At 72.1% G+C, this 25,180-nt stretch carries 22 protein-coding genes and 2 tRNA genes; 13 read left to right on the top strand and 11 right to left on the bottom strand.

The window, feature by feature from the left end; all coding sequences use genetic code 11:
* Positions 1-378 precede the first annotated feature (378 nt).
* The 3 genes from ACWEMJ_RS17895 to ACWEMJ_RS17885 all read left to right on the top strand — a co-directional run bounded on the left by ACWEMJ_RS17895 (position 379) and on the right by ACWEMJ_RS17885 (position 1,897).
* Positions 379-1,341, top strand: a complete 963-nt coding sequence (locus tag ACWEMJ_RS17895) for an endonuclease/exonuclease/phosphatase family protein (protein WP_452138005.1) — start codon at positions 379-381, stop codon at positions 1,339-1,341.
* A gap of 246 nt (positions 1,342-1,587) precedes the next feature.
* Complete coding sequence (locus ACWEMJ_RS17890) at positions 1,588-1,716, top strand: DLW-39 family protein (protein ID WP_014137031.1); 129 nt, start codon at positions 1,588-1,590, stop codon at positions 1,714-1,716.
* Positions 1,717-1,824: 108 nt separating this feature from the next.
* A tRNA-Ala gene (locus ACWEMJ_RS17885) sits at positions 1,825-1,897 on the top strand.
* A 71-nt stretch (positions 1,898-1,968) separates the two neighbouring features.
* On the opposite strand, the gene ACWEMJ_RS17880 is transcribed toward ACWEMJ_RS17885, so the two are convergent.
* Positions 1,969-2,877 (bottom strand): DUF5324 family protein, encoded by a 909-nt coding sequence (locus tag ACWEMJ_RS17880; RefSeq protein WP_452138004.1) that lies wholly within the window; start codon positions 2,875-2,877, stop codon positions 1,969-1,971.
* Positions 2,878-3,044: 167 nt separating this feature from the next.
* Between ACWEMJ_RS17880 and ACWEMJ_RS17875 the strand changes: the two genes are divergently transcribed.
* Positions 3,045-3,575 (top strand): peptidylprolyl isomerase, encoded by a 531-nt coding sequence (locus tag ACWEMJ_RS17875; RefSeq protein ID WP_452138003.1) that lies wholly within the window; start codon positions 3,045-3,047, stop codon positions 3,573-3,575.
* 258 nt (positions 3,576-3,833) lie between these two features.
* Positions 3,834-4,598, top strand: coding sequence for a rhomboid family intramembrane serine protease (locus ACWEMJ_RS17870; protein WP_452138002.1), 765 nt, complete (start codon positions 3,834-3,836; stop codon positions 4,596-4,598).
* A gap of 259 nt (positions 4,599-4,857) precedes the next feature.
* Here the strand turns inward: ACWEMJ_RS17870 and crgA are convergent, their stop codons facing one another.
* Positions 4,858-5,112: a cell division protein CrgA gene (gene crgA, locus ACWEMJ_RS17865; RefSeq protein WP_452138001.1), complete on the bottom strand. Its 255-nt coding sequence runs from the start codon at positions 5,110-5,112 to the stop codon at positions 4,858-4,860.
* A gap of 155 nt (positions 5,113-5,267) precedes the next feature.
* On the opposite strand from crgA, the gene ACWEMJ_RS17860 reads away from it, so the two are divergent.
* The 5 genes from ACWEMJ_RS17860 to ACWEMJ_RS17840 all read left to right on the top strand — a co-directional run bounded on the left by ACWEMJ_RS17860 (position 5,268) and on the right by ACWEMJ_RS17840 (position 8,716).
* On the top strand, positions 5,268-6,038 hold the full coding sequence (locus tag ACWEMJ_RS17860) for a DUF881 domain-containing protein (protein ID WP_452138000.1): 771 nt from the start codon (positions 5,268-5,270) through the stop codon (positions 6,036-6,038).
* A 90-nt stretch (positions 6,039-6,128) separates the two neighbouring features.
* Positions 6,129-6,299, top strand: coding sequence for a hypothetical protein (locus ACWEMJ_RS17855; RefSeq protein WP_452137999.1), 171 nt, complete (start codon positions 6,129-6,131; stop codon positions 6,297-6,299).
* 54 nt (positions 6,300-6,353) lie between these two features.
* Entirely contained in the window at positions 6,354-7,016 is a 663-nt protein-coding gene (locus ACWEMJ_RS17850) for an aminodeoxychorismate/anthranilate synthase component II (RefSeq protein WP_452137998.1), read from the top strand.
* Between the two features lie 4 nt (positions 7,017-7,020).
* Positions 7,021-7,968: a class E sortase gene (locus tag ACWEMJ_RS17845; RefSeq protein WP_452137997.1), complete on the top strand. Its 948-nt coding sequence runs from the start codon at positions 7,021-7,023 to the stop codon at positions 7,966-7,968.
* A gap of 31 nt (positions 7,969-7,999) precedes the next feature.
* Positions 8,000-8,716, top strand: coding sequence for a class E sortase (locus ACWEMJ_RS17840; RefSeq protein ID WP_452137996.1), 717 nt, complete (start codon positions 8,000-8,002; stop codon positions 8,714-8,716).
* 64 nt (positions 8,717-8,780) lie between these two features.
* On the opposite strand, the gene pknB is transcribed toward ACWEMJ_RS17840, so the two are convergent.
* The 6 genes from pknB to ACWEMJ_RS17810 all read right to left on the bottom strand — a co-directional run bounded on the left by pknB (position 8,781) and on the right by ACWEMJ_RS17810 (position 17,049).
* Entirely contained in the window at positions 8,781-10,817 is a 2,037-nt protein-coding gene (gene pknB, locus ACWEMJ_RS17835) for a Stk1 family PASTA domain-containing Ser/Thr kinase (RefSeq protein WP_452137995.1), read from the bottom strand.
* A 292-nt stretch (positions 10,818-11,109) separates the two neighbouring features.
* The gene (locus ACWEMJ_RS17830) at positions 11,110-12,564 is read right to left on the bottom strand and encodes a peptidoglycan D,D-transpeptidase FtsI family protein (RefSeq protein WP_452137994.1); all 1,455 of its coding nucleotides are present in this window, start codon (positions 12,562-12,564) and stop codon (positions 11,110-11,112) included.
* A complete protein-coding gene (locus tag ACWEMJ_RS17825) occupies positions 12,561-14,054 on the bottom strand; it encodes an FtsW/RodA/SpoVE family cell cycle protein (RefSeq protein WP_452137993.1) in 1,494 nt (497 codons plus the stop codon). The genes ACWEMJ_RS17830 and ACWEMJ_RS17825 overlap by 4 nt, the downstream gene beginning before the upstream one ends.
* Positions 14,055-14,085: 31 nt before the next feature.
* Positions 14,086-15,603, bottom strand: a complete 1,518-nt coding sequence (locus ACWEMJ_RS17820) for a protein phosphatase 2C domain-containing protein (protein ID WP_452137992.1) — start codon at positions 15,601-15,603, stop codon at positions 14,086-14,088.
* A gap of 45 nt (positions 15,604-15,648) precedes the next feature.
* A complete protein-coding gene (locus ACWEMJ_RS17815) occupies positions 15,649-16,146 on the bottom strand; it encodes an FHA domain-containing protein FhaB/FipA (RefSeq protein ID WP_452138008.1) in 498 nt (165 codons plus the stop codon).
* 36 nt (positions 16,147-16,182) lie between these two features.
* Positions 16,183-17,049, bottom strand: coding sequence for an FhaA domain-containing protein (locus ACWEMJ_RS17810; protein WP_452137991.1), 867 nt, complete (start codon positions 17,047-17,049; stop codon positions 16,183-16,185).
* A 350-nt stretch (positions 17,050-17,399) separates the two neighbouring features.
* Here ACWEMJ_RS17810 and ACWEMJ_RS17805 point away from each other — a divergent pair.
* Positions 17,400-17,483: transfer RNA gene (locus ACWEMJ_RS17805), tRNA-Leu, on the top strand.
* 68 nt (positions 17,484-17,551) lie between these two features.
* Here ACWEMJ_RS17805 and ACWEMJ_RS17800 read toward each other — a convergent pair.
* Complete coding sequence (locus ACWEMJ_RS17800; RefSeq protein WP_452137990.1) at positions 17,552-18,697, bottom strand: sensor histidine kinase; 1,146 nt, start codon at positions 18,695-18,697, stop codon at positions 17,552-17,554.
* A complete protein-coding gene (locus ACWEMJ_RS17795; RefSeq protein ID WP_452137989.1) occupies positions 18,694-19,362 on the bottom strand; it encodes a response regulator in 669 nt (222 codons plus the stop codon). The genes ACWEMJ_RS17800 and ACWEMJ_RS17795 overlap by 4 nt, the downstream gene beginning before the upstream one ends.
* A 223-nt stretch (positions 19,363-19,585) precedes the next feature.
* On the opposite strand from ACWEMJ_RS17795, the gene ACWEMJ_RS17790 reads away from it, so the two are divergent.
* Positions 19,586-21,337 carry a phosphatidylglycerol lysyltransferase domain-containing protein gene (locus tag ACWEMJ_RS17790; protein ID WP_452138007.1) on the top strand — a complete coding sequence of 584 codons (1,752 nt, stop codon included), beginning with the start codon at positions 19,586-19,588 and terminating at the stop codon, positions 21,335-21,337.
* Between the two features lie 203 nt (positions 21,338-21,540).
* Positions 21,541-22,305, top strand: coding sequence for a hypothetical protein (locus tag ACWEMJ_RS17785; protein WP_452137988.1), 765 nt, complete (start codon positions 21,541-21,543; stop codon positions 22,303-22,305).
* Positions 22,306-22,314: 9 nt separating this feature from the next.
* On the opposite strand, the gene ACWEMJ_RS17780 is transcribed toward ACWEMJ_RS17785, so the two are convergent.
* Positions 22,315-25,005, bottom strand: coding sequence for a SpoIIE family protein phosphatase (locus ACWEMJ_RS17780; RefSeq protein WP_452137987.1), 2,691 nt, complete (start codon positions 25,003-25,005; stop codon positions 22,315-22,317).
* Positions 25,006-25,180: the final 175 nt, after the last annotated feature.

The following is a 25,180-nucleotide window of genomic DNA, read 5'->3' as shown; positions in this document are numbered from 1 at the left end:
CTTTTTAATGAACCGGCGACCACCTATATCTACCCCGTATCAACAACACTCTTCCCCTACCCGACGCTCTCCCGATCTGTCCTGTTGGGCCCCCGGGCGCGACGGCCCCCCTCACCTGGGGATCGGGGCCTTCGACATTTTCCCCGTAACCCCCTCCCCAGGTGGCTCGTTGAGCCCGGTGCGCAGAGGAAGAATTTCAGGGTGAGCTGACTCGAAGCTGATGTGAAGTCGGGGATAGCCGGGCGACAGACCCGGTCATTGGGTGACGTGGGACATAGCGCGACCTCTGCTCCGGCCGGCGGATGCCCGGCCCCGCCCGCCCCGGGCACCCGGGCGGTTCCCACGTCGTGCCTTCTTTCACCCTGTGAGGCAAACCCCATGTCCATGGAAGCCGCCCTGCTCGAATCCAGGACGCTCCGCAGCGGCCTGTGCGAGCGCACCGAAGTCCTCGACGAGGTCAAGGCCCTCGTCCTGCTGCCCGACGGGCTGCACGCCACCACGCGGATGGTCGCCGAGTACTTCGGCGTCAGCGAGAACGTGATCCGGTCGGTGCTCCGCCGCCACCGCGAGGAGCTGGAGAGCAGCGGATTCACCGTTCTCATGCCTGTGGACAACTCCGGGGAGCAGCGGTGCAAAGAGCCCCTCTGGCAGGTCAGCGGCCTGCAGGGCGGTCAGTCGGATGCTCGCGCGGGTGACCTGCCCGGGCAGCGCGCCGGTACCTCCGGAGAGCAGGAGTGCAATCCGAACTTCTGGCAGGTCAGCGCCCCCGAAGCCGGTCTCGGCCACCGCCCGCAGGGCGGGGGGAACGGGGTCGCGCTGTACTCGCGTCGTGCCGTGCTGAACGTGGCGATGCTGCTGCGGGACAGCGAGGTCGCCCGCGAGGTCCGTCGTCGGCTGCTCGACCTGATCGAGAGTGCTGTCCGGCCGGTGGCCGGGCACCGGTTCCTTCCGGCCCCGCCGTGGAAGCGGTGGAGCGAGTTGCGGTGGGACGAGGAGGAGGCGGTGCGGCGGAATCCGGCCGTGGCGGTGTGGCGGCGGCGGATCGACGGGCTGGAACCGTTCGAGGGGTGTCCGCGGGCGGGGGAGGAGCCGCCGGAGTACGGCTTCACCGCGGAGGAGCTGCCGGGGGTGGTTGCCGAGTTGGCGGCCGCGCTGGGGTCGGTGGACCGGCGGCTGGATGCGCAGGGCTTGGTGATCACCGCGATCAGTGAGCGGATCTCCCGGCAGGAGTCGCGCCTGGACGCCCACGGCGCCCGGCTGGATTCGCTGGGCGAGCACGTGCTGGCGATCCGGCGGGATGTCGCGCATCTGCGCAGGCGGCGGCGCGGCCAGGGTGGGTAGGTGTCGGCCGGTTCGGAACCGGTGGCCGGCCCGGGGCGTCGACAGTAGAGGTGGGAGCGGGCGCGCAGTCCGATGACCGTACTGGTGGACAAGCGTCAAAGGCGCTTGCAGATCGGCCGGTTGACGGTGGCGGGGGCCGCTTCTGAACCGGTTACCGGTGTGTATCATCGGCCCCAGGGCGGTCTTCAGCCTGACCGCTGGTTCGTACCCTTACATCCAAGCAAGCAAGAAGGACGAGGTCCCGCGGTGAAGAAGCTTCTCCTGGTCGCCCTGGTCGCCCTCGGCGGCTTCTTTGTCTACCGTCAGGTCCAGGCGGACCGCGCCGAGCAGGACCTGTGGACCGAGGCGACCGACCCGGTCCCGGCCGGCCGCTGAGCTGACGCACGAGTCTTCCTCGGACCGGCCTGCGGCGCACACGCCGGGGCCGGTCCGAAACCCGCATGGGGCGTGGCCTGCGAGCGGGTAGGCTAGTGCCCGTTGCTCGGGGCCTTAGCTCAGTTGGTAGAGCGCTGTCTTTGCATGGCAGATGTCAGGGGTTCGACTCCCCTAGGCTCCACAGAGAAGAACGACTTCGCCCGGCCGCGGAACTCGCGGCCGGGCGAAGCTGTTTCGGCGCCGGGCAGGGCTTCAGTGCGGCTTGCGGGGATCGTGCGGCTTGGGCCGCTCCTCCTCGCCGGGGTTGCCGGTCGCCGGACCGGGCTTCGGGGCGGGCGCCGCTCCGGCGGTCTCGGCGGCTTCGGCAGCGTCCGCGGCTTCGGGGCCGCCGTCGTGCGGGACGGAGCCGTTCAGGGTGGCCCCGCCGACCGGTGCGCCGGCCGCGCTGCCCGGCCGGGCGGTGGTGGCGGCAGTGGCCGTGGCGGACGGGCCGGTGGCGGGCTCCGGGGGCTCGACCAGCCACTCCGGGTTGTTCTGCTTGCGGTACCACTGCCAGGTCAGCACGCCGGCGCCGATGGCGATCGCGCCGGCCACCGCGAGGCCGGTGGCCCAGCCGCCGTGGCACTTCTTCTTCCTGGCGTTCCTGGCGGCCAGGTCGCCGATCTCGGCGGCGCTGACGTTGCCCTGCAGCGCGGTGATCGCGGCGGCGCCGCGGGCCTGGGCCTCGTGGGCGAGCGGGACGACGCTGTCCTTGGCGGCCTGGAAGGTCTCGGCGACCTTGGGGGCGACGTTCGCCCGCGCCTGGCAGGCGGCCTGACCGGCCGACAGTTTGGCGGCGAGCGCGGCCTCCTGGGCCCGGTGGAGGGCCTTCAGCGCGGACTTCTGGGTCTCCGGCGGGAGGCTGAAGAAGGCCTGCTCCAGGTGCGGGGCCAGGTGCTTGACGTACTGCACCCGGGCGGCCTGCGCGGCCTGCCCGGCGCCGTTGCGGGCCTGTGCGCCGGCGGCCGCGGCCTTCGGGCCGAGCGCCTCCAGCCTGGGACCGAGCGCCTGCCGGGCCTCCTCGGCGTAGTGCAGGGCGGCCTCCTTCGCGGAGGCGGCGTAGGGCGCGACGGCGTCCTTCGCCCGTGCGGCGGTCTCGCGCGCGGTGTCCGTACGGCTCACGGGCTTCTCCTTCTCGGCTGGTGTCCAGCGGTGTCCGGTATGCACCTTTCCATCTGATAGGAGATCATGCATCCTGCTTATCCGCCGAGCACCTTCGACTGAGCCGTCTGCCGTGATCATGGGATGATTTTCCGGATAGTCAGCTAGGACGACAGGAAGGTACTCCCGTGGCCGAGGAACTCACCGCCACCCTGAAGACCAACCGCGGCGACATCGTGGTCAAGCTCTTCCCGAACCACGCCCCGAAGACCGTGGCCAACTTCGTCGAGCTGGCCGAGGGCACCCGCGAGTGGAGGAACCCGGAGACCGGCGAGGTGGCCGTCAAGACGCCGCTTTACGACGGCACCGTCTTCCACCGGGTGATCGACGGCTTCATGATCCAGGGCGGTGACCCGCTGGGCAACGGCACCGGCGGCCCGGGCTACAAGTTCGCCGACGAGTTCCACCCCGACCTGTCCTTCGACCGTCCGTACCTGCTGGCGATGGCCAACGCCGGCCCGGGCACCAACGGTTCGCAGTTCTTCATCACGGTGGCGCCCACCAGCTGGCTGAACCGCAAGCACAGCATCTTCGGCGAGGTCGTGGACGCGGCCAGCCAGAAGGTGGTGGACGCGATCGCGACCACCGCCACCACCAAGCCCTACGACCGCCCGGTCGAGGACGTGGTGATCGAGTCGGTCGTCGTCTCGCGCGGCTGATTCGCAACCCCGCCGCCCTGCGGGGCGGCCCCGCGCGCCCCGGCGCGCAGTAGCCTGGACGGTCCCGGCGGTGCCCCGTTTCGCGCGGCGGCGGCGCCGGGACCGTTTCGTCGAGGAGGGACAGCACCGATGCTTCCGGAGGAGCCCGTGCGGCCGACGCCCGTGGACGGCCCGGGGCTGCCCCGGTGCCCACGGCACCCCGAGCGGGAGACCGGTGTCTCCTGCGCCAGGTGTGGGCGGCCGGTCTGCCCGGAGTGCATGGTGCCCGCCTCGGTCGGCTTCCAGTGCCCGGACTGCGTGCACGGCGCCGCCGAGCAGCGGCCCCGGCCGCGGACGTCGTTCGGCGGGGTGCTGGCGCTCGGCGACGGCGCGCTGGTCACCAAGGTGCTGATCGGCCTGAACCTGCTGGTGTTCGTGCTGACCGAGTACGTCGCCGGGCGGTGGCAGGTCACGCTGGGCCTGGTCAGCTGGGCGCCGCTGCCGGGGCTGCGGTTCGGGATGGCCGCCGGGCCGCAGGAGTGGTACCGGCTGGTGACCGCGATGTTCGTGCACGGCGGGCTGCTGCACATCGCGACCAACATGTTCTCGCTCTGGGTGCTCGGCCCCCAGCTGGAGCGGGTGCTCGGCCGGCTGCGGTTCCTCGGGCTGTACCTGGTGGCGGGGATCGCGGGCAACGTGCTGGCGTTCCTGCTGACGCCGGGGACCAGCCAGCTGTTCTCGGTCGGCGCGTCCGGGGCGATCTTCGGGCTGCTGGGCGCCACCGCGGTGCTGTTCCGGGTGAACCGGGTGCCGATGCAGCCGGTGATCGCGCTGCTGGTGGTGAACCTGGTGATCAGCTTCTCGCTGAAGGGCATCGACTGGCGGGCGCACATCGGCGGCCTGGTGGCCGGCGTCGTCATCGCCGCGGGCATGATGTACGCCCCACGGGCGCACCGGAACCTGGTGCAGGGGTTGACGACGGCCGGGGTGCTGGTGGCGAGCCTGGCCCTGCTGCTGGTGGGGATGGCCCGGCTGCCCGGCTGAGCCGGCCCCTGCGCGCTGTCCACAGGCAGGGCCCGGCGGACGATTGGATTTCCCCGGTCTACGCGCGTTATCCTGCTGCGTTTCGGGTTATCCACAGGATTGGGGAAGTTTTCCCCAGTGTGGACAACCCTGTGGATAAACGTTCGGACGCTCCGTGACCGGCAGGGCGCCGGGCACGCCGAACACCGCTCCGGCCCGGAGGCCGGAGCGGTGCGGAGTGCAGATCAGCGGGCGGACCGCCCGGCGGGCGGCCCGGGCCTCACTTCCACTGCGTGGAGACGCCGAAGCCCGCCGCGATGAAGCCGAAGCCGGCCAGGATGTTCCAGTTGCCCCAGCTGCGGACCGGCCAGGTGCCGCTGGTCACGTAGTAGCTGACGATCCAGGCCAGGCCGATCAGGAACAGCACCAGCATCAGCGGTGCCACCCAGCTCCGGCCGGAACTGATCTTCACGGCGGTCGCGGAAGTCGGCGGCGGCGTGTAATCGGCCTTCTTGCGGAGTCGAGACTTCGGCACGAGGGGCTCTCCTGTCGATGCGCTGTGACCGCGCAGGTGGTCAGTGGGGGCGGGGCGGCACGTCGGGAACCGGATCCGTACGGTCGGAGCTCCGCACATGCCACCGGCGTCCGTTAGCGTAGTGGCTCGCCGGGTCTGAGGGAGATAAGGGTACGGTGCCTGATTCCACGATTTCTTCGCAGAGCCCGGCCGCGCGCCCGCGCCGAGGCCGAATTGTCGGACGTGCCCTGACCTGCACCGTCTTCGCACTCGCCGGACTGCTCTTCTACGTCAGCGGCCGGACCGCGCACGGCACCGACCTGCGCACCGACAACTCGCTGCTCAAGCTCGGCGACGTCATACAGCAGCGCTCCACCCAGAACCAGCAGCTCCAGGAGCAGGTCGCCGCCGAGCAGCAGCGGGCCGACCGGCTGGCCCGCGAGCAGGGGCAGAGCCCGGACGACGCCGCCCGGCTGGCCGCGCTGCAGCAGGCCGCCGGGCTGGCTCCGCTGCACGGGCCCGGGCTGACCGTCACGCTGGACGACGCCCCGCCGAACGCCACCGCCCGGATCCCCGGCGTCCCCGAGCCCGGGGTGAACGACCTGGTGATCCACCAGCAGGACATCCAGGCCGTGGTGAACGCGCTCTGGCGGGGCGGCGCCGAGGGCATCCAGGTGATGGACCAGCGGCTGATCGCCACCAGCGCGGTGCGCTGCGTCGGCAACACCCTGCTGTTGCAGGGCCGGGTCTACTCCCCGCCGTACGTGATCCGGGCCGTCGGCCGCACCGACGCGCTGCGCGCCGCGGTGGACGCCGACCCGACGATCCGCAACTACCTGGGCTACGTGGCCGCGTACGGGCTGGGCTGGAAGGTCCAGGAGGGCAACGAGCTGAGCCTGCCAGGGTACGCCGGATCGATCGATCTGCGGGCCGCCTCGGCCCAGTAGGCCGCCGCGCCGGGCCAACTGCGTCAATACCCCCCTGGGGCAGCCGGACGGGCGTTTACGCTTGTGCCCACCCGAGCATCGAGGAGCACCATGTACGGCTGGATCTGGCGGCATCTTCCGGGCCCCGCGCCGGTTCGTGCGCTGATCGCGCTGCTGCTCGTCCTCGGGGCGGTCTACGTCCTGTTCCAGTACGTGTTCCCGTGGGCCGAGCCGCTGCTCCCCTTCGGGAACGTGACGGTGGACCAGGGCGCCGGCGGCTGATTCGGCTCCCCGCTCCGTCCGCCCTTCGACGCACGCACACCCCAGGAGTTAGCGATGACCTCCGCCGGCCACCCGCCCCGGATCCTCGTGGTCGACAACTACGACAGCTTCGTCTTCAACATCGTCCAGTACCTGTACCAGCTGGGCGCGGTCTGCGAGGTGGTCCGCAACGACCGCCTGACGGTGGCTCAGGCCCGGCCCAGGGAGGGCGCGGAGGGCTACGACGGGGTGCTGCTCTCGCCCGGTCCGGGGACGCCGGAGGAGGCGGGGGTGTGCGTGGAGATGGTGCACCACTGCGCGAAGGCCGGGCTGCCGCTGTTCGGGGTCTGCCTGGGGCTGCAGTCGATCGCGGTGGCGTACGGCGCGGTGGTCGGCCGGGCGCCGGAGCTGCTGCACGGCAAGACCTCCTCGGTGGTGCACGAGGACGGCGGGGTGTTCGAGGGCCTGCCCTCGCCGCTGACCGCCACCCGGTACCACTCGCTGGCGGTCGAACCGGACACCGTGCCGCCCGAGCTGGTGGTCACCTCGCGGACCGAGAGCGGAGTGATCATGGGTCTGCGGCACCGCGAACTGCTCGTCGAGGGCGTCCAGTTCCACCCGGAGTCGGTGCTCACCGAGGGCGGGCACCGGATGCTCGCCAACTGGCTGGCCGAGTGCGGCTACCCGGAGGCGGTCGGCCGTTCGGCCGGCCTCGCCCCGGTGATCGGCCGGAGCTGACCGGATGACCGCCGTGCGCCCGGAGCGGGGCCTTCCCGAGGAGATGGACGAGCCGGACGGCTGGAGCGTGTACGAGCCGGCCCCGGAGCAGACCCTGCAGCTGCGGCTGCCGAGCCGGCCCGACGGGGCCCCGATACCCGGGCCGGAGGACCGCGCCGGACGGCGGCGCGCCCAGGGCCCGGTGGGCCTGCGGGCGGGCACCGGACGGCGGCGGGCCTCCGGGCGGGCCGCCGGGCCGCGTCCGCCGCGCCCCAAGGAACGCAAGCGGGTGGTGCTGGCCCGCGTGCTGGGGGAGCTGTTCATCACCCTCGGCGTGACGCTGCTGCTGTTCGTCTCCTACCAGCTGTGGTGGACCAACGTGGTGGCCGACAACGCCGCCGACGAGGCCGGCAAGAAGCTGGAGCAGCAGTGGGCGCAGCCGCCGGCGCCGTCGACCGACGGCGCGCCCCCGCCGCCGGCGCCGACCAAGTTCGAGCCGGGCAAGGGCTTCGCGATCATCCACATCCCGAAGCTGGGCCTGGACTACCCGATCGCCGAGGGCACCAACAAGCAGCAGGTGCTCGACAAGGGCCTGGTCGGCCACTACAGCGACACCGCGATGCCGTCCGACCAGACCGGCAACTTCTCGGTCGCCGCGCACCGCACCACGCACGGCCAGCCGTTCCGGCAGATCGGCAAGCTGGCGCCGGGCGACAAGGTCGTGGTGGAGACGGCGACGGCCTACTACACGTACGAGGTGGCGGGCGGCATCCCGGAGACCCCGCCGAGCAACGTCTCGGTGATCCAGCCGGTGCCGAAGGGCTCGCCGTTCAGCGCACCGGGCCGCTACCTGACCATGACGACATGCACGCCGGAGTTCAGTGCCCGGGGAAGGCTGATCGTGTTTGGCAAGATGGTCGAGGAACGGCCGAGGAGCCAGGGCCAGCCGGAGGCGCTGACCGGGCAACACTGAGCAGTGAGGCGCGGCGACCATGGGGACAGGCATGCGGGGCCGGAAGCGGCGCGGAAGGCTGGCAGCCGTCCTGGGTCTGGCGGGGGAGGTGCTGATCACCCTCGGGCTGGTGCTGGCCCTGTTCGTCGGGTACTCGCTCTGGTGGACGGACGTGGTGGCCGCCCGGGAGGCGGACCGGCAGGGCGACCGGCTGCGGCAGACCTGGAGCGCCCCGGCGGTGACCGCGCCCGGTGAGCAGTCGCCCGTCCCGGAGTACGAGGCGGGCGACGGCGTCGGCTTCCTGCACGTGCCGGCCTTCGAGAAGGAGGACCGGACCACGCTGATCCGGATGGGCACCAGCACCGAGGTGCTCAACGAGGGCGTGGCCGGGGTCTACGAGGAGCCGTACCGCTCGGCGATGCCCTGGGACACCGAGGGCAACTTCACGCTGGCGGCGCACCGGGACGGGCACGGCGCGAAGTTCCACGACCTGGACCGGCTGGACGAGGGCGACGCGGTGGTGGTGGAGACCCGGGAGGCCTGGTTCGTGTACCGGGTCGCCGGGACGCTGCCGCAGACCTCCAAGTACAACGTGGGCGTGGTCGCTCCCGTCCCCGAGGGCTCGCCGTTCACCGGCCCGGGCCGGTACCTGACGCTGACCACGTGCACGCCGGTGTACACCTCCCGCTACCGGATGGCGGTCTGGGCGAGCCTGGTCCGGGTCGACCCGATGGACGACCGCCGTACGCCCCCGCCCGAGATCCGCTGACGCCGACGCGAAGGGGCCCGCGCCGTCCGAGGACGGTGCGGGCCCCTTCGGTGTGCGGGACCGGTCAGGGGGTGCCGGGCGTCTTGTCCGCCGGCCTGAGGGTCAGGACCACGGTGTCGTTCGGGGTGATCTGGGTGCCGGCGTCCGGGGTGAACAGGGCGACGATCGCCTGCGGGTCCTGCGGGCCGATCAGCCGGTAGTTCGTGATCCCAGCCTGCTTGAGCGCGTTGAGCGCCTCGGACAGCTTGAGGTTCTGCAGCGGCGGAACGGTCAGCTTGTCGGCCAGCTTGCCGATCGTGAGGGTCACCTTGGTGCCCTTCGCGACCTGGCCGGTCTTGTCCTGGGCGATGACCTGGCCGACCTTGGCCTGCTCGTTGGCTCCCACGGTCTTGGTGACCACGGCCACCGTCAGGTTGAGCTCGGTGAGCGCCTGGGTCGCGTTGTCCTGGGACTGCCCGACCAGGTTCGGCACGGTGACCTTCTGCTGGCCGGAGGAGACCACCAGGGTGATGGCGGCTCCGGTCGCGGCCTTGCCGGTCACCGACTGCGAGATGACCTTGTCCTGGTCGACCTTGTCGTCGTTGCTGTAGTTGACGGTGACGACGAAGCCCTTGCCGGTCAGGGCGGCGCTGGCGGCGTCCTTGGTCTGGCCGGTGACGTCGGGGACGTCGACCTGGGCCGGGCCGGAGGACAGGTGCACGGTGATCTTGCCGGTGGTGGCGATCTCGGTGCCCGCGGCCTGCTCCTGGGTGCAGACCTGGTCCTTCTGGATCTTGGTGTCGGGGCAGGCGACCGGGTCGCCCGCGACCACGCCGAGCGAGGCGTTCTGCGACTTCGCCGCGTTCTCCGCGTCGGAGAGCGACTTGCCGACCAGGTTCGGGACGGTGGTCTTGGCGTTGGCGCCGCCGGTCTTCACGAACGCCTGCACCACGAAGAACGCGCCGACCAGGACCAGCACCGCCGCGACGGCGAGGACGATCCAGGAGGTGTTGCTCTTCTTCGACTGCTCCTCGCGGCGCCGCCCCCGGCCCTCGTAGCCGTCGTCGTCGTAGCCGCCGCCCCCGTTGCCGTAGCCGTTCTCCTGGTAGCCGCCGTACTGGGCGGGCTGCTGGTGGCCGACCGGCGGCAGCATGGTGGTGGGGCCGCCCTGCTGCGGCAGCATGTTGGTCTGGCCGTACGGGTCGTACTGGCCGTTGCCCTGGTCGTACCCGTAGCCGGCCGCGCCGGCGCCGTAGGCGGCCTGCTGGGCGGCGGCGACCGGGAGGCCGTCGAGGAAGCGCTCGATGTCGTCGCGCATCTCGTCGGCGGACTGGTAGCGGTAGTCGCGCTCCTTGGCGAGCGCCTTCAGCACGATCGCGTCGATCTCCGGGCGCACCTCGGGGTCGTACGCGGACGGCGGCGCGGGCTCCTCGCGGACGTGCTGGTAGGCCACCGCGACGGGGGAGTCGCCGACGAACGGCGGGCGGACGGTGAGCAGCTCGTACAGCAGGCAGCCGGTGGAGTACAGGTCGGAGCGGGCGTCGACGGTCTCGCCCTTGGCCTGCTCGGGGGAGAGGTACTGGGCGGTGCCGATGACCGCGGAGGTCTGCGTCATCGTCATGCCGGCGTCGCCCATCGCGCGGGCGATGCCGAAGTCCATCACCTTGACGTTGCCCTGCCGGGTCAGCATGACGTTGGCGGGCTTGATGTCGCGGTGCACGATGCCGGCGCGGTGCGAGTACTCCAGCGCCTGCAGGATGCCGATGGTCATCTCCAGCGCGCGCTCGGGCAGCAGCCGCCGCCCGGTGTGCAGCAGTTCGCGCAGGGTGGAGCCCTCGACGTACTCCATCACGATGTACGGGATGGAGATCCCGTCGATGTAGTCCTCGCCGGTGTCGTAGACGGCCACGATGGCGGGGTGGTTGAGGGAGGCCGCGGACTGCGCCTCGCGGCGGAACCGGGCCTGGAACGAGGGGTCGCGGGCCATGTCGGTGCGGAGGGTCTTCACTGCGACCTGGCGGCCGAGCCGGGTGTCGTGGGCGAGGTACACCTCGGCCATGCCACCGCGTCCGAGGACGCCGCCGAGCTCGTACCTGCCGCCTAGGCGACGAGGCTCTTCCATATCTCCGACCCTCTCCCCCACCGGCCGGTGAGGATATGACGTAGTGTCCCCGCACGCTCTGTCTTGACGCGGCCGCCGCCGCGGTGGTTTCACGGTGCCGGCGCCCGCGGTGGTGACCGCGGGCTGGCTGCGGGTACACCCGCTGCTGGCGGATACGCTACCGGGCGAACCTCACCGGCCCGGTGCAGGCGGCCAGCTGAGACCAGACCGGTATCGACCAGGACCGTCCCATTGTGACAATTCCGGCCACCGATCGAGGATCGATGGCCGGAATGTGACGGATACGACCGACCTACTTGCCGAGCGCCGCCTGCATCATCTGCTTGGCGATCGGCGCGGCCAGCGAGCCGCCGGAGATCTGCTGCGCCTCGCTGGAGCCGTCCTCGACCACCACCGCGACGGCGACCTGCTTGCCGTCCTGGCCCTTGGCGTAGGAGACGAACCAGGCGAACGGCAGGCCCGAGTTGTCCTGGCCGTGCTGGGCGGTGCCGGTCTTGCCGCCGACCGTCACGCCCGGGATCTTCGCGTTCTTGCCGGTGCCGCTCTGCACCACCGACTCCATCAGCTGCTGGAGCTTCTGCGCGGTGGCCGGCGAGACCGCCTGCGACAGCTGGCGCTCGGTGTGGGTGGAGATCACGTTCCCGGCCGAGCCCTCCTGGGCGACCAGGTAGGGCTCCATCAGCGAGCCGTTGTTGGCGATCGCCGCCGCCACCATGGCCATCTGCAGCGGGGTGGCCCGGGTGTCGTGCTGGCCGATCGCGTCCATCGCGGTGCCGTCGGGCTTGGAGCCGGACGGGTAGTGGCTGGCGTCGGCCCGGACCGGGACGGTCACTTCCTTGTTGAAGCCGAACTTCTCGGCCTGCGCCCGGATCTTGTCGCCGCCCAGCTCGGCGCCCATCTTGCCGAACACGGTGTTGCAGGACAGGTCCATCGCGTGCTGCACGCTGGCGTTCCCGCAGTCCTCGGTCGGGCTGGCGTTGATCAGCGGGGTGCTGGTGCCGGGCAGGATGTACTGGTCGGGGGTGTCGGTGATGTCCGACGGCTGCTGGTACTTGCCGGTCTCGAACGCGGTCGCCGCGGTGACCAGCTTGAACGTCGAGCCGGGCGGGTAGGTCTCGCGCAGCGCCCGGTTCAGCAGCGGCTTGTTCGGGTCGTCGTTGAGCGCCTTCCAGGCGTCGGCGTCCTGCTGGGTGCCGCCCGCGAAGGTGCCCGGGTCGTAGGACGGGGTGGAGACCAGCCCGAGGATCGCCCCGGTCTTCGGGTCGAGGGCGACGGCGGCGCCCTTCTTGTTGCCCAGCCCCTCGAAGCCGGCCTTCTGCACCTTGGGGTCGATGGTGGTGACCACGTCGCCGCCCTGCTTGGGCTTGCCGGTCAGCATGTCCAGGGTGTTGCGGAAGAACAGCCGGGAGTCGGTGCCGGAGAGGATGCCGTCCTCCAGCTTCTCCAGCTGGCTGGCGTCGTAGGTCTGCGAGGAGTAGCCGGTGACCGGCGCGTACATCGGCCCGTCCACCCAGGAGCGCTTGTACTTGTAGCGCAGGCCGTTGACGTAGTCGGACTTGGTGACGGCCTGGCCGCCGACGATGATGTTGCCGCGCGGATAGGCGTACTTGTCGTACTTGGTCCGGTCGTTGTGCGGGTTGTTGGCCCACGCCGACGCCTGCACGCCCTGCACCCAGTTCACCCGGAGCATCAGGGCCAGGATCAGGACCAGGCAGAAGATCGACACCCGGCGGATCGGCTTGTTCACGAGGTCGCTCCCCTGCTCTCGTCCGGTGCGCCCGGCCCGGCGGCCCCGAACCGCTCCGGCCCGGCGGGTTCCGGGATGGCGGCGGCCGGTTCGACGGCCGGCCGGCGGGCGGTGTCGCTGATCTTCAGCAGGATCGCGATCAGGGCCCAGTTCGCCACCACCGACGAGCCGCCCTGGGCGAGGAACGGCATGGTCATACCGGTCAGCGGGATCAGACCGGTGACACCGCCCGCCACCACGAACACCTGCAGCGCGAACGCCGAGCTCAGACCGACCGCCAGCAGCTTGCCGAACGGGTCGCGGGCCGCCAGCGCGGTGCGCAGGCCGCGCTGCACCACCAGCCCGTAGACCATGAACAGCGCCATCAGGCCGGCCAGGCCCAGCTCCTCGCCGAACGAGCCGAGGATGAAGTCGCTCTTCGCCGCGAACTGGATCAGCCAGCTCCGGCCCTGCCCGAGCCCGGTGCCGAGGGTGCCGCCCGAGCCGAGCGACATCAGGGTCTGGCCGATCTGCTCCGAGGACTGCTCCGGCGGCTTCGGCGCGAACGCCGCCATCGGGTCGAGCCAGGCGTTGATGCGGGTCTTCACGTGCGACTCGGTGGAGGCCACCACGGCCGCGCCGCCGAGCGACATGGTCAGACCGAAGACGATCCAGCTGGTCCGCTCGGTGGCGACGTACAGCATCACCACGAACAGGCCGAAGAACAGGAACGAGCTGCCCAGGTCGGTCTCGAACACCAGGATCAGGATCGACAGCAGCCAGACCACCACGATCGGGCCGAGGTCGCGCCCGCGCGGCAGGTACAGGCCCATGAACTTGCGGCTGGCCAGCGCCAGGGCGTCCTTCTTGACCATCAGGAAGCCGGCGAAGAACACCGTCAGGATGATCTTGGCGAACTCGCCGGGCTGGATCGAGAACGAGCCGAAGCGGATCCAGATCTTCGCGCCGAAGTCCTCCTGCCGGGACGGGAAGAAGGCCGGCGCGGCCAGCAGCACCAGCGCCACCACCATCGAGATGTAGGTGTAGCGCTGCAGGATCCGGTGGTCCTTCAGCAGGATCACCACGCCGATGAACATCGCCACGCCGAGCGCGGACCACATCAGCTGGTTGCCGGCCGCCGGGAAGTTGTTGCGCAGCAGCTTGCCGGCCTTGTCGAGCCGCCAGATCATCACCACGCCGAGGCCGTTCAGCAGCGTCGCCAGCGGCAGCAGCAGCGGGTCGGCGTACGGCGCGAACCGGCGCACCGCCAGGTGGGCGACCAGCGCCAGCACGCCCATGCCGAGCCCGAACTTCAGCATGCCGACGGGCAGGCTGCCGTCCATCGCCAGCCCGACGTTGGCGTACGCCAGCATCGGGATCGCGACGGCGAACGCCACCATCAGCAGTTCGGTGTTGCGCCGGTTCGAGGGGGCGTCCGCCGAGGACCGGCCGACGGCGCGGCGCCGCCCGGTGGCGGGCGTACGGCCGCTGCTCACGTCGAATGTGCTCATGCCTGTGAAAACCCCCGGGATCGCCCGCGGCCTACTGCCCGGAGCAGGACACGGCGAGCTGCTGCTCCTGCTCGGTCAGCGGCGGGGCGGACGGCGTGGCGTCCCCGGTGGCCGGGGCGGCCTTGGAATCGGCGACCTTCTTGCAGACCTCGGCCTGCGCGCGCAGCGTCTCGACCTGCTTGCGGGCGTCGTCCAGGCTGCTCGCCTGGATGTTCTTGGCGACCTGGTCGCGCTGGAAGGCCGGCAGGTACTTCAGCTCCACGTCGGTGAACTGCTCGTAGACCTTGCTGAGCTTGAGCCCGGCCAGGTTCTGGTCGGAGCCGCGGAAGACGGCCAGGTGGCCGTTGTCCGTGCCGACGTAGTACTGGTTCTGGTTCCACTGCCAGGCGAAGAAGCCGCCGCCGCCGAGCACGGCGAGCACCAGCACCCCGATCAGGGTGAACTTCAGGCCGCTCTTCTTCTTGCGCCGGCTCGGCAGGGCCTCGCCGTCGTACGGGTCGGCGGCGTACTCGCCGCCCTCGGCGGGCGGGAAGCCGGCCGGGTCGGCGTAGCCGCCGTGCTGCTCGTAGCCGTCCTGGTAGCCCTCGGCGGGGCCGAAGTCGCCGGCCGGGGCGCCGTATCCGGACTGCTGGTCGTAGCCGCCCTGGTAGCCCTCGGCGGGCCCGAAGGCGCCCTGCGGCGGCTGCGGGGTGCGGCCGAGGCCGGCCGCGCGGCCGGCCGGGGTGTCCAGCAGGTGCGGGTCGTGCATCGGGTGCGGCTGGGTGTCGGCGACCGCGCCGACCACCTCCGGGGCCTGCTTGACCTGGCCGCTGAGGGTGTCCGTGGCGCCGACGTCGATCACGTCGGCGACGATGCAGGTGATGTTGTCCGGGCCGCCGCCGCGCAGCGCCAGCTGGATCAGCTCCTGGACGGTCTGCTGCGGCGCGTAGTAGCTGCCGAGCGTCTCCTCCAGGGTCTGGTGGCTGACCGGGCCGGACAGGCCGTCGGAGCAGATCAGGTAGCGGTCGCCGGCCCGGACCTCGCGGATCGACAGGTCGGGCTCGACCTGGCCGCGGCCGTCCAGGGCGCGCATCAGCAGCGAGCGCTGCGGGTGGGTCTCGGCCTCCTCGGCGGTGATCCGGCCCTCGTCGACCAGCCGCTGCACCCAGGTGTGGTCCTGGGTGATCTGGTCGAGGCGGCCGTCCCGCAGCAGGTAGGCGCGGGAGTCGCCGATGTGCACCTGGCCCATCCGGTGGCCGTCCCACAGCAGCGCGGTGAGGGTGCAGCCCATGCCTTCCAGCTGCGGGTCCTGGTCGACCATCTGCCGCAGCCGGTCGTTGGCGGTCTGTACCGCGTCGCCCAGCAGGGTCAGCAGGTCGGCGCCGGGTTGTTCCTCGTCGAGGCGGACGATCGACCCCAGCACCTCGGAGGAGGCGACCTCACCGGCCGCCGCCCCGCCCATGCCGTCGGCCACCGCGAGCAACCGGGGACCGGCGTAGCCGGAGTCCTCGTTCCCCTCGCGGATCAGGCCCTTGTGCGAGCCGGCGGCGAAGCGCAGCACGAGACTCATGCTGTCCGGGCCCTCCTTCGGGTGGAGCTGGTCCTCATGCGCTGACTACTTCCGCAGTTCGATGACGGTCCTGCCGATTCGGATCGGCACGCCGATCTGGAGCGGCGTCGGCGTGGTCAGCCGCTGTCGGTCCAGATAGGTGCCGTTTGTGGAGCCTAGATCCTCCACGGTCCACTGCCCAGCCTGATCCGGGTAGATCCTGGCGTGACGGGAGGATGCGTAGTCGTCGTCCAGGACGATCGTGGAGTCGTGGGCCCGGCCCAGCGTCACGGTCTGGCCGTGCAGCGCGACGGTCGTCCCCGCCAGCGAGCCCTGGGTCACCACCAGGTGGGTGGGCTGGCCGCGGCGCTGCCGGGCCTGCTGCTGCTGGGCGGCCGCCGGCTGCCCCTGCGGCGGGCGGCCCGCACCGGCCGGGGCGGGGGCGGTGGGCGCCGCCCGGTGCCCGGAGCGCGCCGCGCCCTTGCCGGTGAACAGGTCGCTGCGGATCACCTGCACGGCGACGATGACGAACAGCCAGAGCACGGCGAGGAAGCCCAGCCGCATGACCGTCAGGGTCAGATCAGACATACCGGCCCGCTTCTACCCTTCGACCTGTCGGTAGACGATGGTGGTCGACCCCAGGACGATCCGGGAGCCGTCGCGGAGCGTAGCGCGCTGGGTGTGCTGCCCGTCCACCACGATGCCGTTGGTGGAGCCGAGGTCCATCACCATCGCGGGCGTTCCGGGGCGGATCTCCGCGTGCTTGCGGGACACCCCGGGGTCGTCGATCCGGATGTCCGCCTCGGTGGAGCGGCCCAGCACGACCGCGTTCTGGCTGATCTGGTGCCGGGCGCCGTTCACCTCGACCCAGCGCCGGGTGCCGGCGCCGCCGTGGCCCGCGCCGGGGAACGGGCGGACGTTGTTGCCGGGGGCCGGCGGGGCGGGCGGCATCGCGGGCGGGGCGGAGGGCGGCGGCGGAGCGCCGTACGGGGCGCCGGCGCCCTGCTGCCAGGGCGCGCCGGGCGCGGGCGGGGTCGGCGGGCGGCCGTACCCGGGGGGCCCGGCGGGCGGCGCGGGCGGCCGCTGCGGCTCCTCGGCCGTCAGCGTGCGGCTGCGCACCCGGTACAGGCCGGTGTCCAGGTCGTCGGCCTTCTCCAGGGCGACCTGGAGCGGACCCATGAAGGTGTACCGCTGCGCCTCGGCGTACTCGCGGACCATCCCGGCGAGCTCGTTGCCGAGCTGCCCGGCGTACGGGCTGAGCCGCTCGTGGTCGTGCGGGCTGAGTTCGACGATGAAGTCGTTCGGGACGACCGTGCGGTCCCGGTTCCAGATGCTGGCGTTGTTGTCGCACTCGCGCTGCAGGGCGCCGGCGATCTCCACCGGCTGGACCTCGGACTTGAACACCTTGGCGAAGGTGCCGTTCACGAGACCTTCGAGTCGCTGCTCGAACTTCTTCAGGACTCCCACGGTGCACCCCCTCTCAGGGCGTCGGTCGGGCCGGTGTCGGCTGGAAAGCGGTACTTCCGTACTGATCGTATCCACGCCCGGCCCTTCCGTACGGTTCCCCGGCCAGGTCGCGCCCGGAGGGTACCCACTGGGCGGTCCGCTCACCCGTTCGCACCCGCCTCCGGTTGCGGGCGGGTCGGTGCTGTGCGGAGGGCCCCGGGGAATGGATTCGCAGGTGGGGCTCGGAGCGTGCTAATGTTTTCCATGTCGGAAGGGGCGCCCGCAAGGGAGCCGAACGGAAGGCCCGGAGAGATGCGCTAAGCTTCTCGAAGAGTCGAAAGAGCGACAAGCTCCGGAAGACAAACACCCATGCGCGGGTGGCGGAATAGGCAGACGCGCTGGATTCAGGTTCCAGTGCCCGAAAGGGCGTGGGGGTTCAACTCCCCCCTCGCGCACAGCGAAGCCCCGCAGATCTCAGGATCTGCGGGGCTTTTTTGTCGTTCCCGGAAAAGTGCGCGGCCGCTCAGGCGGGCAGCACCGCGTGCAGCGCGAAGCCGCCGTCCCAGGTGGGTTCGGCGGTGAGGGTGCCGCCGAGCAGGGCGGCGCGTTCGCGCAGGCCGATCAGGCCGTGGCCGCCGCCGGGCAGCGCGGCGGCGGGGGCGCGGTCGGCCGGCGGGCCGTTGCGGACCTCGACGTGCAGCTTCCCGCCGCGTCCGGCGACCCGGACGGTGACCTGGGCGCCGGGGGCGTGCTTGCGGATGTTGGTGAGGCCCTCCTGGACGGTCCGGTAGGCGGCGCGTTCGACCGCTTCGGGCCAGTCGCGGCGGCCGGTGTCGAGCCGGCGGGTGACCTGCAGGCCGCTGTCGTCGATCAGCCGGGGCAGGTCGGCGAGGGTGGGCTGCGGGGCGAGCGGGGTGCCGGCGCCGACGCCGGCGGCGCGCAGCACGCCGACCATCTGGCGCAGTTCGTCCAGGGTGCGGACGGAGAGTTCGCGGATGGTGCGGGCGCCGTCGCGGGAGGCCGGGTCGGTGCTGGCGACCTGGATCGCCCCGGCCTGGATGGAGATCAGGCTGACCTGGTGGGAGACCACGTCGTGCATCTCGCGGGCCAGCCGGGCGCGTTCGGCGGTCAGGACCTTCTCGGCCAGCAGTCGGCTCTCGCGCTGGCGGCCCTCGGTGAGTTCGGTGACGCGTTCGCCGAGTTCGCGGCGGGTGCGGGTGAGCATGCCGAGGGCGGCGGGGCCGGCGCCGAGCATCGCGGACTGGATGCCGTACAGCGCGTTGTCACGGCTGAGGGCGAACAGGTCGGGGGCGAACGGCCAGTGGAAGAACTCGACCAGGGCGAAGGAGACGGCGCAGGCGACCGGGATCCGCGGCCTCGGGTAGGCGGCGGAGACCGCGTACACGGCGGTGAGCGGGGCCAGCCAGATCTCGTTGAAGAAGGCGCCGGGCAGGGTGAGCAGGGCCACCGTCAGCGGGTACCGGCGGCGGCCGAGCAGGGCGACCACGGACAGCGCGGACAGCGCGAGCTGCCAGGGCTCGGAGCCCTTGGCGACCAGGGCGGAGTCCAGTGCGGCGACCACCACCGGGATCAGCAGGGTGGTGCGGGGGGAGCGCAGCCAGGCCCGGTGGCGCGGGGCGGGTTCGGCGGCCGTTCCGGCGGGGTTCACTCCCCGTCCCGGCGCTCGCGGACCAGGCCGGCGCGGTGCGCGATGACGGCGGCCTGGACCCGGTTGGCGGCGCCGAGCTTGCCCAGGATGGCGCTGATGTGGTCCTTGACGGTGCCGGTGCCGAGGAACAGGCGGTCGGCTATCTCGGCGTTGGAGAGACCTTCGCCGAGCAGCGCCAGCACGTCGAGCTCGCGGCCGGTGAGGCGGTGGGTGAGGGAGGCGGCGGTGAGGTCGGGGCCGCCGCCGTCGACGTAGCCGGTGATCACGGTGCGGGCGACGGTGGGGGAGAGCACGCTGCCGCCGGAGGCGAGCACCCGGACGGCGTGCACCAGCTGTTCGGGGGCGGTGTCCTTGAGCAGGAAGCCGGCCGCCCCGGCGCGCAGCGCGGTGCCGATGTACTCCTCGGTGTCGAAGGTGGTGAGCATGGCGACCACCGGCGGGTCGGGCAGGGCGCGCAGGCGGCGCAGCACGCTGATGCCGTCCAGGTCGGGCATCCGGACGTCGAGCAGCACGACCTGCGGGGCGAGCGCCAGGGTCTGCTGCTCGGCCTGGCCGCCGGAGCAGCCGCCGACCACTTCGAGGTCGGGCGCGGAGCCGACGATCAGGCCGAGCCCGGAGCGGACCAGCACCTCGTCGTCCACGATCAGGACCCGGATCGGCGGCATGTCTCTCCCTCACGGGTGGTTCGGGTTCGGGCCGGGAGCGGTCCCGGTCGACCCCCGCCGATCGGCGGGGGTGGGAATCCGCTACCGGATTCACGCAATTCTCATCTTCGCTGGGCAACCATGGAAATCGGGGGTGGAGTGTGCGGGCCGCGCGCGGATGCGCCCCGAGTTTCGATCGTCTGGAATGGTTGCTGTGTCCACAGTGAAGACGGCTGCCTCGGCCGTGTCGCCCACCAAGGGCGAAGGTCCGGGTTCGCCGGCGCGTTGGCGTCGACGGGCCGCCGCATCGACCGTCTGGTACCTGCGGCTGGTGGCGCTGCTGAATCTGGTGGCGGTGCTGTCGGTGCCGTTCCGCAATCAGGTGCAGCGCCACAACGAGGGCCAGTTCTTCACCCCCTACCTGGTCACCGTCGGGCTGACGTCGGTCGCGCTGTCGCTGTTCCTGGCGGTGGCGATGCGGCGCCGCAAGCGGGCGGCGTGGATCTTCAACACCGTCTCGGCGGGGTTGACGTTCGTCGGGTTCCTGGTGCTGATGGCGTGGGGACAGCATTTCGCGGACCACCCGTGGAACTGGTTCTCGGTGGTGCTGACCGGACTGTTCGTGGTGGCGCTGCTGGCCTCGCGCCGGGAGTTCACCTCCAAGGGCGACCGCTCCAACCCGAAGACGGCGGTGGCCGCGGGGATCGGCGGCGTGCTGCTGGGCGGGCTGATCGGCTCGGTGCTGGTGCAGCTGACCAACAGCATCGGCGGCGCGGACTTCGGCACCCGGTTCAGCTACTCGGTGCACCGGATGATCACGCTGACCCCGTCGGCGAAGGTCGCCGACGTGATCTCCGTGCCGACCTGGGTGAACGCGGCGATCAACGCGATGAGCGCGGTGCTGTTCCTGGCCGTGGTGTACGTGGCGTTCCGCTCGCCGCGCGGCGAGGAGCTGCAGACCGACGAGGACGAGCGGAAGCTGCGCGAGCTGCTGGACAAGCAGGGCGAGCGGGACTCGCTGGGCTACTTCGCGCTGCGGCGCGACAAGGCGGTGGTGTTCTCGCCGAGCGGGAAGGCCGCGGTCGCGTACCGGGTGGTCGGCGGGGTGACGCTGGCGTCCGGCGACCCGATCGGCGACCCGGAGGCCTGGCCGGGGGCGATCGACGCCTGGCTGGCGGAGGCCCGCGAGCACGCCTGGGTGCCGGCCGTGATGGGCGCCTCCGAGGAGGCCGGCGTGATCTACGCCCGGCACGGCCTGGACGCGCTGGAGCTGGGCGACGAGGCGATCGTCGAGCTGGACGAGTTCTCGCTGGACGGCCGGGCGATGCGGGTGGTCCGGCAGGCTTACAACCGGGTCAAGCGGGCCGGGTACACGGTGCGGATCCGCCGACACGAGGACATCCCGGAGACGGAGATGGCCGAGCTGGTGGCCAAGGCCGACCACTGGCGGGACGGTGCGACCGAGCGCGGCTTCTCGATGGCGCTGGGCCGGCTCGGCGACCCGGGCGACGGGCGCTGCGTGATGCTGGAGTGCTTCGACGGGGACGGCGAGCTGCGGGCGCTGCTGAGCTTCGTGCCGTGGGGCGCGCACGGTCTGTCGCTGGATCTGATGCGGCGCGACCGGGACAGCGAGAACGGTCTGATGGAGTTCATGGTGATCGAACTCCTGCAGCGTGCGAAGGAGGTCGAACTGGAACGGGTGTCGTTGAACTTCGCGATGTTCCGGTCGGTTTTCGAGCGCGGCTCGAAGCTGGGCGCCGGCCCGGTGCTGCGGTTGTGGCGCTCGGTGCTGGGATTCTTCTCCCGCTGGTGGCAGATCGAGTCGCTGTACCGGGCGAACGCGAAATACCGGCCGATCTGGGAGCCGCGTTATCTGCTCTTCGAGAAGAGCAGCGAGATTCCCCGGATCGGAATCGCCTCCGCCCGCGCGGAGGGTTTCATCACGGTGCCGAGCATGCCGGCGCTGTTCCGCCGGCGGCACGCGCGGCACGGCTGATTCACGGGCTTCCCGGCCCGGTGGGGCCGGGACGGTGGTCCCTCCGCCGGGGGGCGGAGCGGGCCGGGGGAATCAATCTCCGGTATGACGTGGACTGGCGTCGAAGTTGATGCTCTTGTCCGGTCCGGTGCGTAGTGTCGAACACGGGACGCGAAACAGTACGGACGGCGGAAATACCGTGCGTAGGGACAGGAGAACCGGGCGTGAAGCAGAACACCCACGCGGGGGGCGTGCGGTCGGGGTTCGGGGCGGTATTCCGCCGGGCCGCGGTCGCCGAGTGGGGGGCGCTGTTCGGCGCCGTGAAGGAACGGCTGGTGCGGCGGAAATTCGCCGCGGTGCCGCTGGCGACCGTCGCGACCGCGCTGGTGCTGATGTTCTCGATCGTCCAGCACCTGCCGGGCGGGGACCGGCTGGTCGCGGACATCGGGGTGGTGAAGGCGGCGCTGCCGCTGGACGTGTCGCTGCTGCGCACCCCGCTGTCGCTGTACGTGCCGGCCCTGGACCTGCCGGTGTGGGGGGCGCTGGCGCAGGTGTTCCTGGTGTTCGGGGTGGCGGAGATCGTGCTGGGGCGGCGGCTGACCCTGGTGGTGGCGTACGTCTGCACGCTGGCGGGGACGCTGTTCGCCCGGATCGCGGTGGCGCTCGGGCCGCACCACCTGCTGGGGTTCCCGCGCTGGGTGGCGCACGTGCGGGACACCGGTCCCTCGGCGGCGGTGGTGGCGCTGGCCGTGGTGGTGGCGTTCCGCTGCCGGGCCTGGTGGACGGGCGGCGCCGTGGTGGCGGCGATGGTGGCGGAGGCGGCGGTGCTGCCGAACCTGGCCGGGCTGGAGCACCTGGTGGCGATCTCCACGGCGGTGCTGATCGCGGTGTGGGTCGAGGTGTTCGGCGACTACTGGCCGCGGGTGCTGTCCGGGGTCGGCGCGGCCGCCTCGGTGGCGCAGGGCGGGGCCAGGGCCGTCACGCCCTGACCCCGGTGGTCAGGTCCGCGGCAGCGGCATCTCGAAGTAGACGACCTTGCCGACCGCCTTGCGGGCGGTGCCCCACTTCTCGGACAGCTTGCTGACCAGGTTCAGGCCGCGGCCGTGCTCGGACAGCGAGTCGGCGGGTTCCAGCGACGGCAGGTTGTGGTTGTCGTCGCTGACCTCGACCAGCAGCTTGTCGACCCGGATCAGCTGGAGCTGCACCTCGGAGCGGGCCACCCGGACGGCGTTGGTGACCAGTTCGGACACCAGCAGCTCGACGGTCTCGGACAGCGCCGTCAGCTGCCAGGCGGCGAGCTGGTCGCGGACCAGTCGGCGGGCCCGGCCGACCTCGGCCTCGGTGACGCCCAGCTGCCAGGTGGCGACCTCGGTCGGCGGGACGCCGTCGAAGCGGGCCACCAGCAGCGCGATGTCGTCCTGCCGGTCGTCGGAGTGCAGGGTGTTCAGCACCCGGTCGCAGGCCTCGTCCGGGGTCTGCTCGGGGTCGATCAGGTTGCCGCAGAGCGCGGCCAGGCCCTCTCCTATGTCACCGCCGCGGACCTCGACCAGGCCGTCGGTGCACAGCACCAGCATCGAGCCGTCCGAGACGTCGATCCTGGTGGCGACGAAGGGCACCCCGCCGACGCCGATCGGGGCGCCGGAGGGCAGGTCGAGCAGTTCGCCGCGGCCGTCGGGGTGGACCAGGACCGGCGGGACGTGGCCGGCCGAGGCGAGTTCGCAGGTGCGGTTGATCGGGTCGTAGACGGCGTACAGGCAGGTCGCGAGATGGTCGTCGCCGAGCTTGTGGGCCAGGTTGTCGAGGTGGCGCAGGAGCTGGCCGGGCGGCAGGTCGAGGGCGGCCAGGGTCTGCATGGCGGTGCGGAAGCGGCCCATCGCGGCGGCCGAGTGCAGGCCGTGGCCCATCACGTCGCCGACCACCAGGGCGACCCGGCTGCCGGGGAGCTGGATGGCGTCGAACCAGTCGCCGCCGACCTCGGCCTTGCGGTCGCCCGGCATGTAGCGGTGGGCGATCTGCACGCCGGGGATCTTCGGCGGGCGGCTGGGGATCATCGAGCGCTGCAGGGTGGTGGCGACCTTGGACTCGGCGCGGTGCAGGCGGGCGTTGTCCAGCGACAGCGCGGCGCGGGCGGCGATCTCCTTGAGGGTGTCGGCGTCGGCGCGGGTGAACGGCGCCCGGTCGGACAGCCGCAGCAGCTTGAGGATGCCGAGCACCGCGCCCCGGGCGGACAGCGGCAGCACCAGCATGGAGCGGCCGACCACGGTCGGCTCCAGCTCGGGGCCGCCCAGCGAGGCCGCGTAGTCGACCGCGACGTCGGCGGAGATCAGCGGCACCAGCACCGGCTGGTTCTCCTGCAGCGCCAGGCCCGGCGGGGTGGCGCGCGGCATGGTCAGCAGCGAGCCCTCGTCCAGGACGTGGTTCCAGCGCGGCGAGCCGGAGTTGAAGGTGCGGGCGACGCGGCGCAGCACGGTGCGGTCGTCGGGCGGGTCGGCGGGCAGTTCGCCGTCCGAGAGCAGGCCGTCGAGCAGGTCGACGGCGGCGAAGTCGGCGACCCGGGGGACGAGCACCTCGCACAGTTCGCGGGCGGTGGTGTCCAGGTCGAGGGTGGTGCCGACCTGGCTGCCGACGGAGGCCAGCAGTGCCAGGTCGCCGTCGTCGGGCAGGCCCCGGACCACCTCGACGCCGGCCCGGGCGGCCCGGGCGGGGCCGGGCAGGACGGGGGCCGGGGCGGGGTCGGCCGGTGCGGCGGCGGGGTCGATGGCGGGATCTCCCGTGGTCGGGCCGTGGGCGGCGGCGTCGCGTGGGCTGGGCACGGTGCTGCCGGGTACCCGCGCGCCTTCGGCGGGCCCGGCCGCCTGTATCCGTACCCCGAGCGGGGTGCGGGCACCCGTGCCGCGCTGCGGCTCCGCCGGGCGTCGGGCGGCGCGGTCGCGCTGCTGGGCGGTCCGCTGCTGCGGGGTGGGGTAGCGGCGGCCGAGGCCGGCGGCGACCCGGGCGGCGCCGGACGGGCCGGCGGGCGAGGACTGCTGGGGCACCACCGGCAGCGGCGTCGCCCCGTCCACCCGCAGCGCGGGCGGGCCGGCGGCGGCCAGCGCGGCCAGCAGCCGGGCGCGGCGCTCCGGGGAGCTCGCGGGCAGCAGCGCGGCCAGCGCCTCGGGGGCCTGCCCGGTGGGCGGCGCGAGGGCGGCCGCGACCTGCTGCGGGCGGGCCGCGGCGGGCGCGGCGTGGTAGGGGACGAGGCGCTCGCCGAGGGCGATCCGGGGGCCGGCGGCGAGCAGCGGGCGGGCGTCGGCGGCCAGCACCAGCAGCGAGCGGCCGGCCGGTTCGACCAGCGGGTAGGCCCACCACAGGACGTCGCGCGGACGCTCCTCGCGGTCGTGGACGGTCATCGCGCCGGCCCACGGGCCGCCGGTGGCGAGGTCGTCGAGGGTGTCGAAGGCGTCGCAGCGGTGCGCGGGCGCGTCCGGCTCGTGGCGGGGGCAGACGGCGGGCAGCAGGCCGTGCGCGGTGCGGCCGAGGGCGACGCCGGCGCGGTGGCCGAAGAGCTCCTCCGCGGTGCGGTCCCACACCGCGATCCGGCCGTCCGGATCGATCAGGACGACGGCCACGCGAAGCAGCGCCACCACCCCCTGGGGGCGGCCGCCCGGGAGGCCCGACCGGTCGGGTACGGAGCTGGGCTGGTCCACCATGGATATCGGTCTGCCCCTTTGTGTTCTTGCTGCTCCTCCTGGCCGGTGCGCGCGTCCTTGCGTGCGTCCTCCAATGAAGCACGGAGATGCCAATCGGAGGTAGTTAATCGGGCAGATTCGTCCGTATCAGTTGCGTGTCGTTGACGGCGCGCCCCCACCGTGCTCCGCCGTCACC

It is taken from the genome of Kitasatospora sp. NPDC004531 (assembly GCF_053602195.1).
Note: the sequence above shows the minus strand (reverse complement) of the source record. Positions and strands in the feature narration are given on the sequence as shown.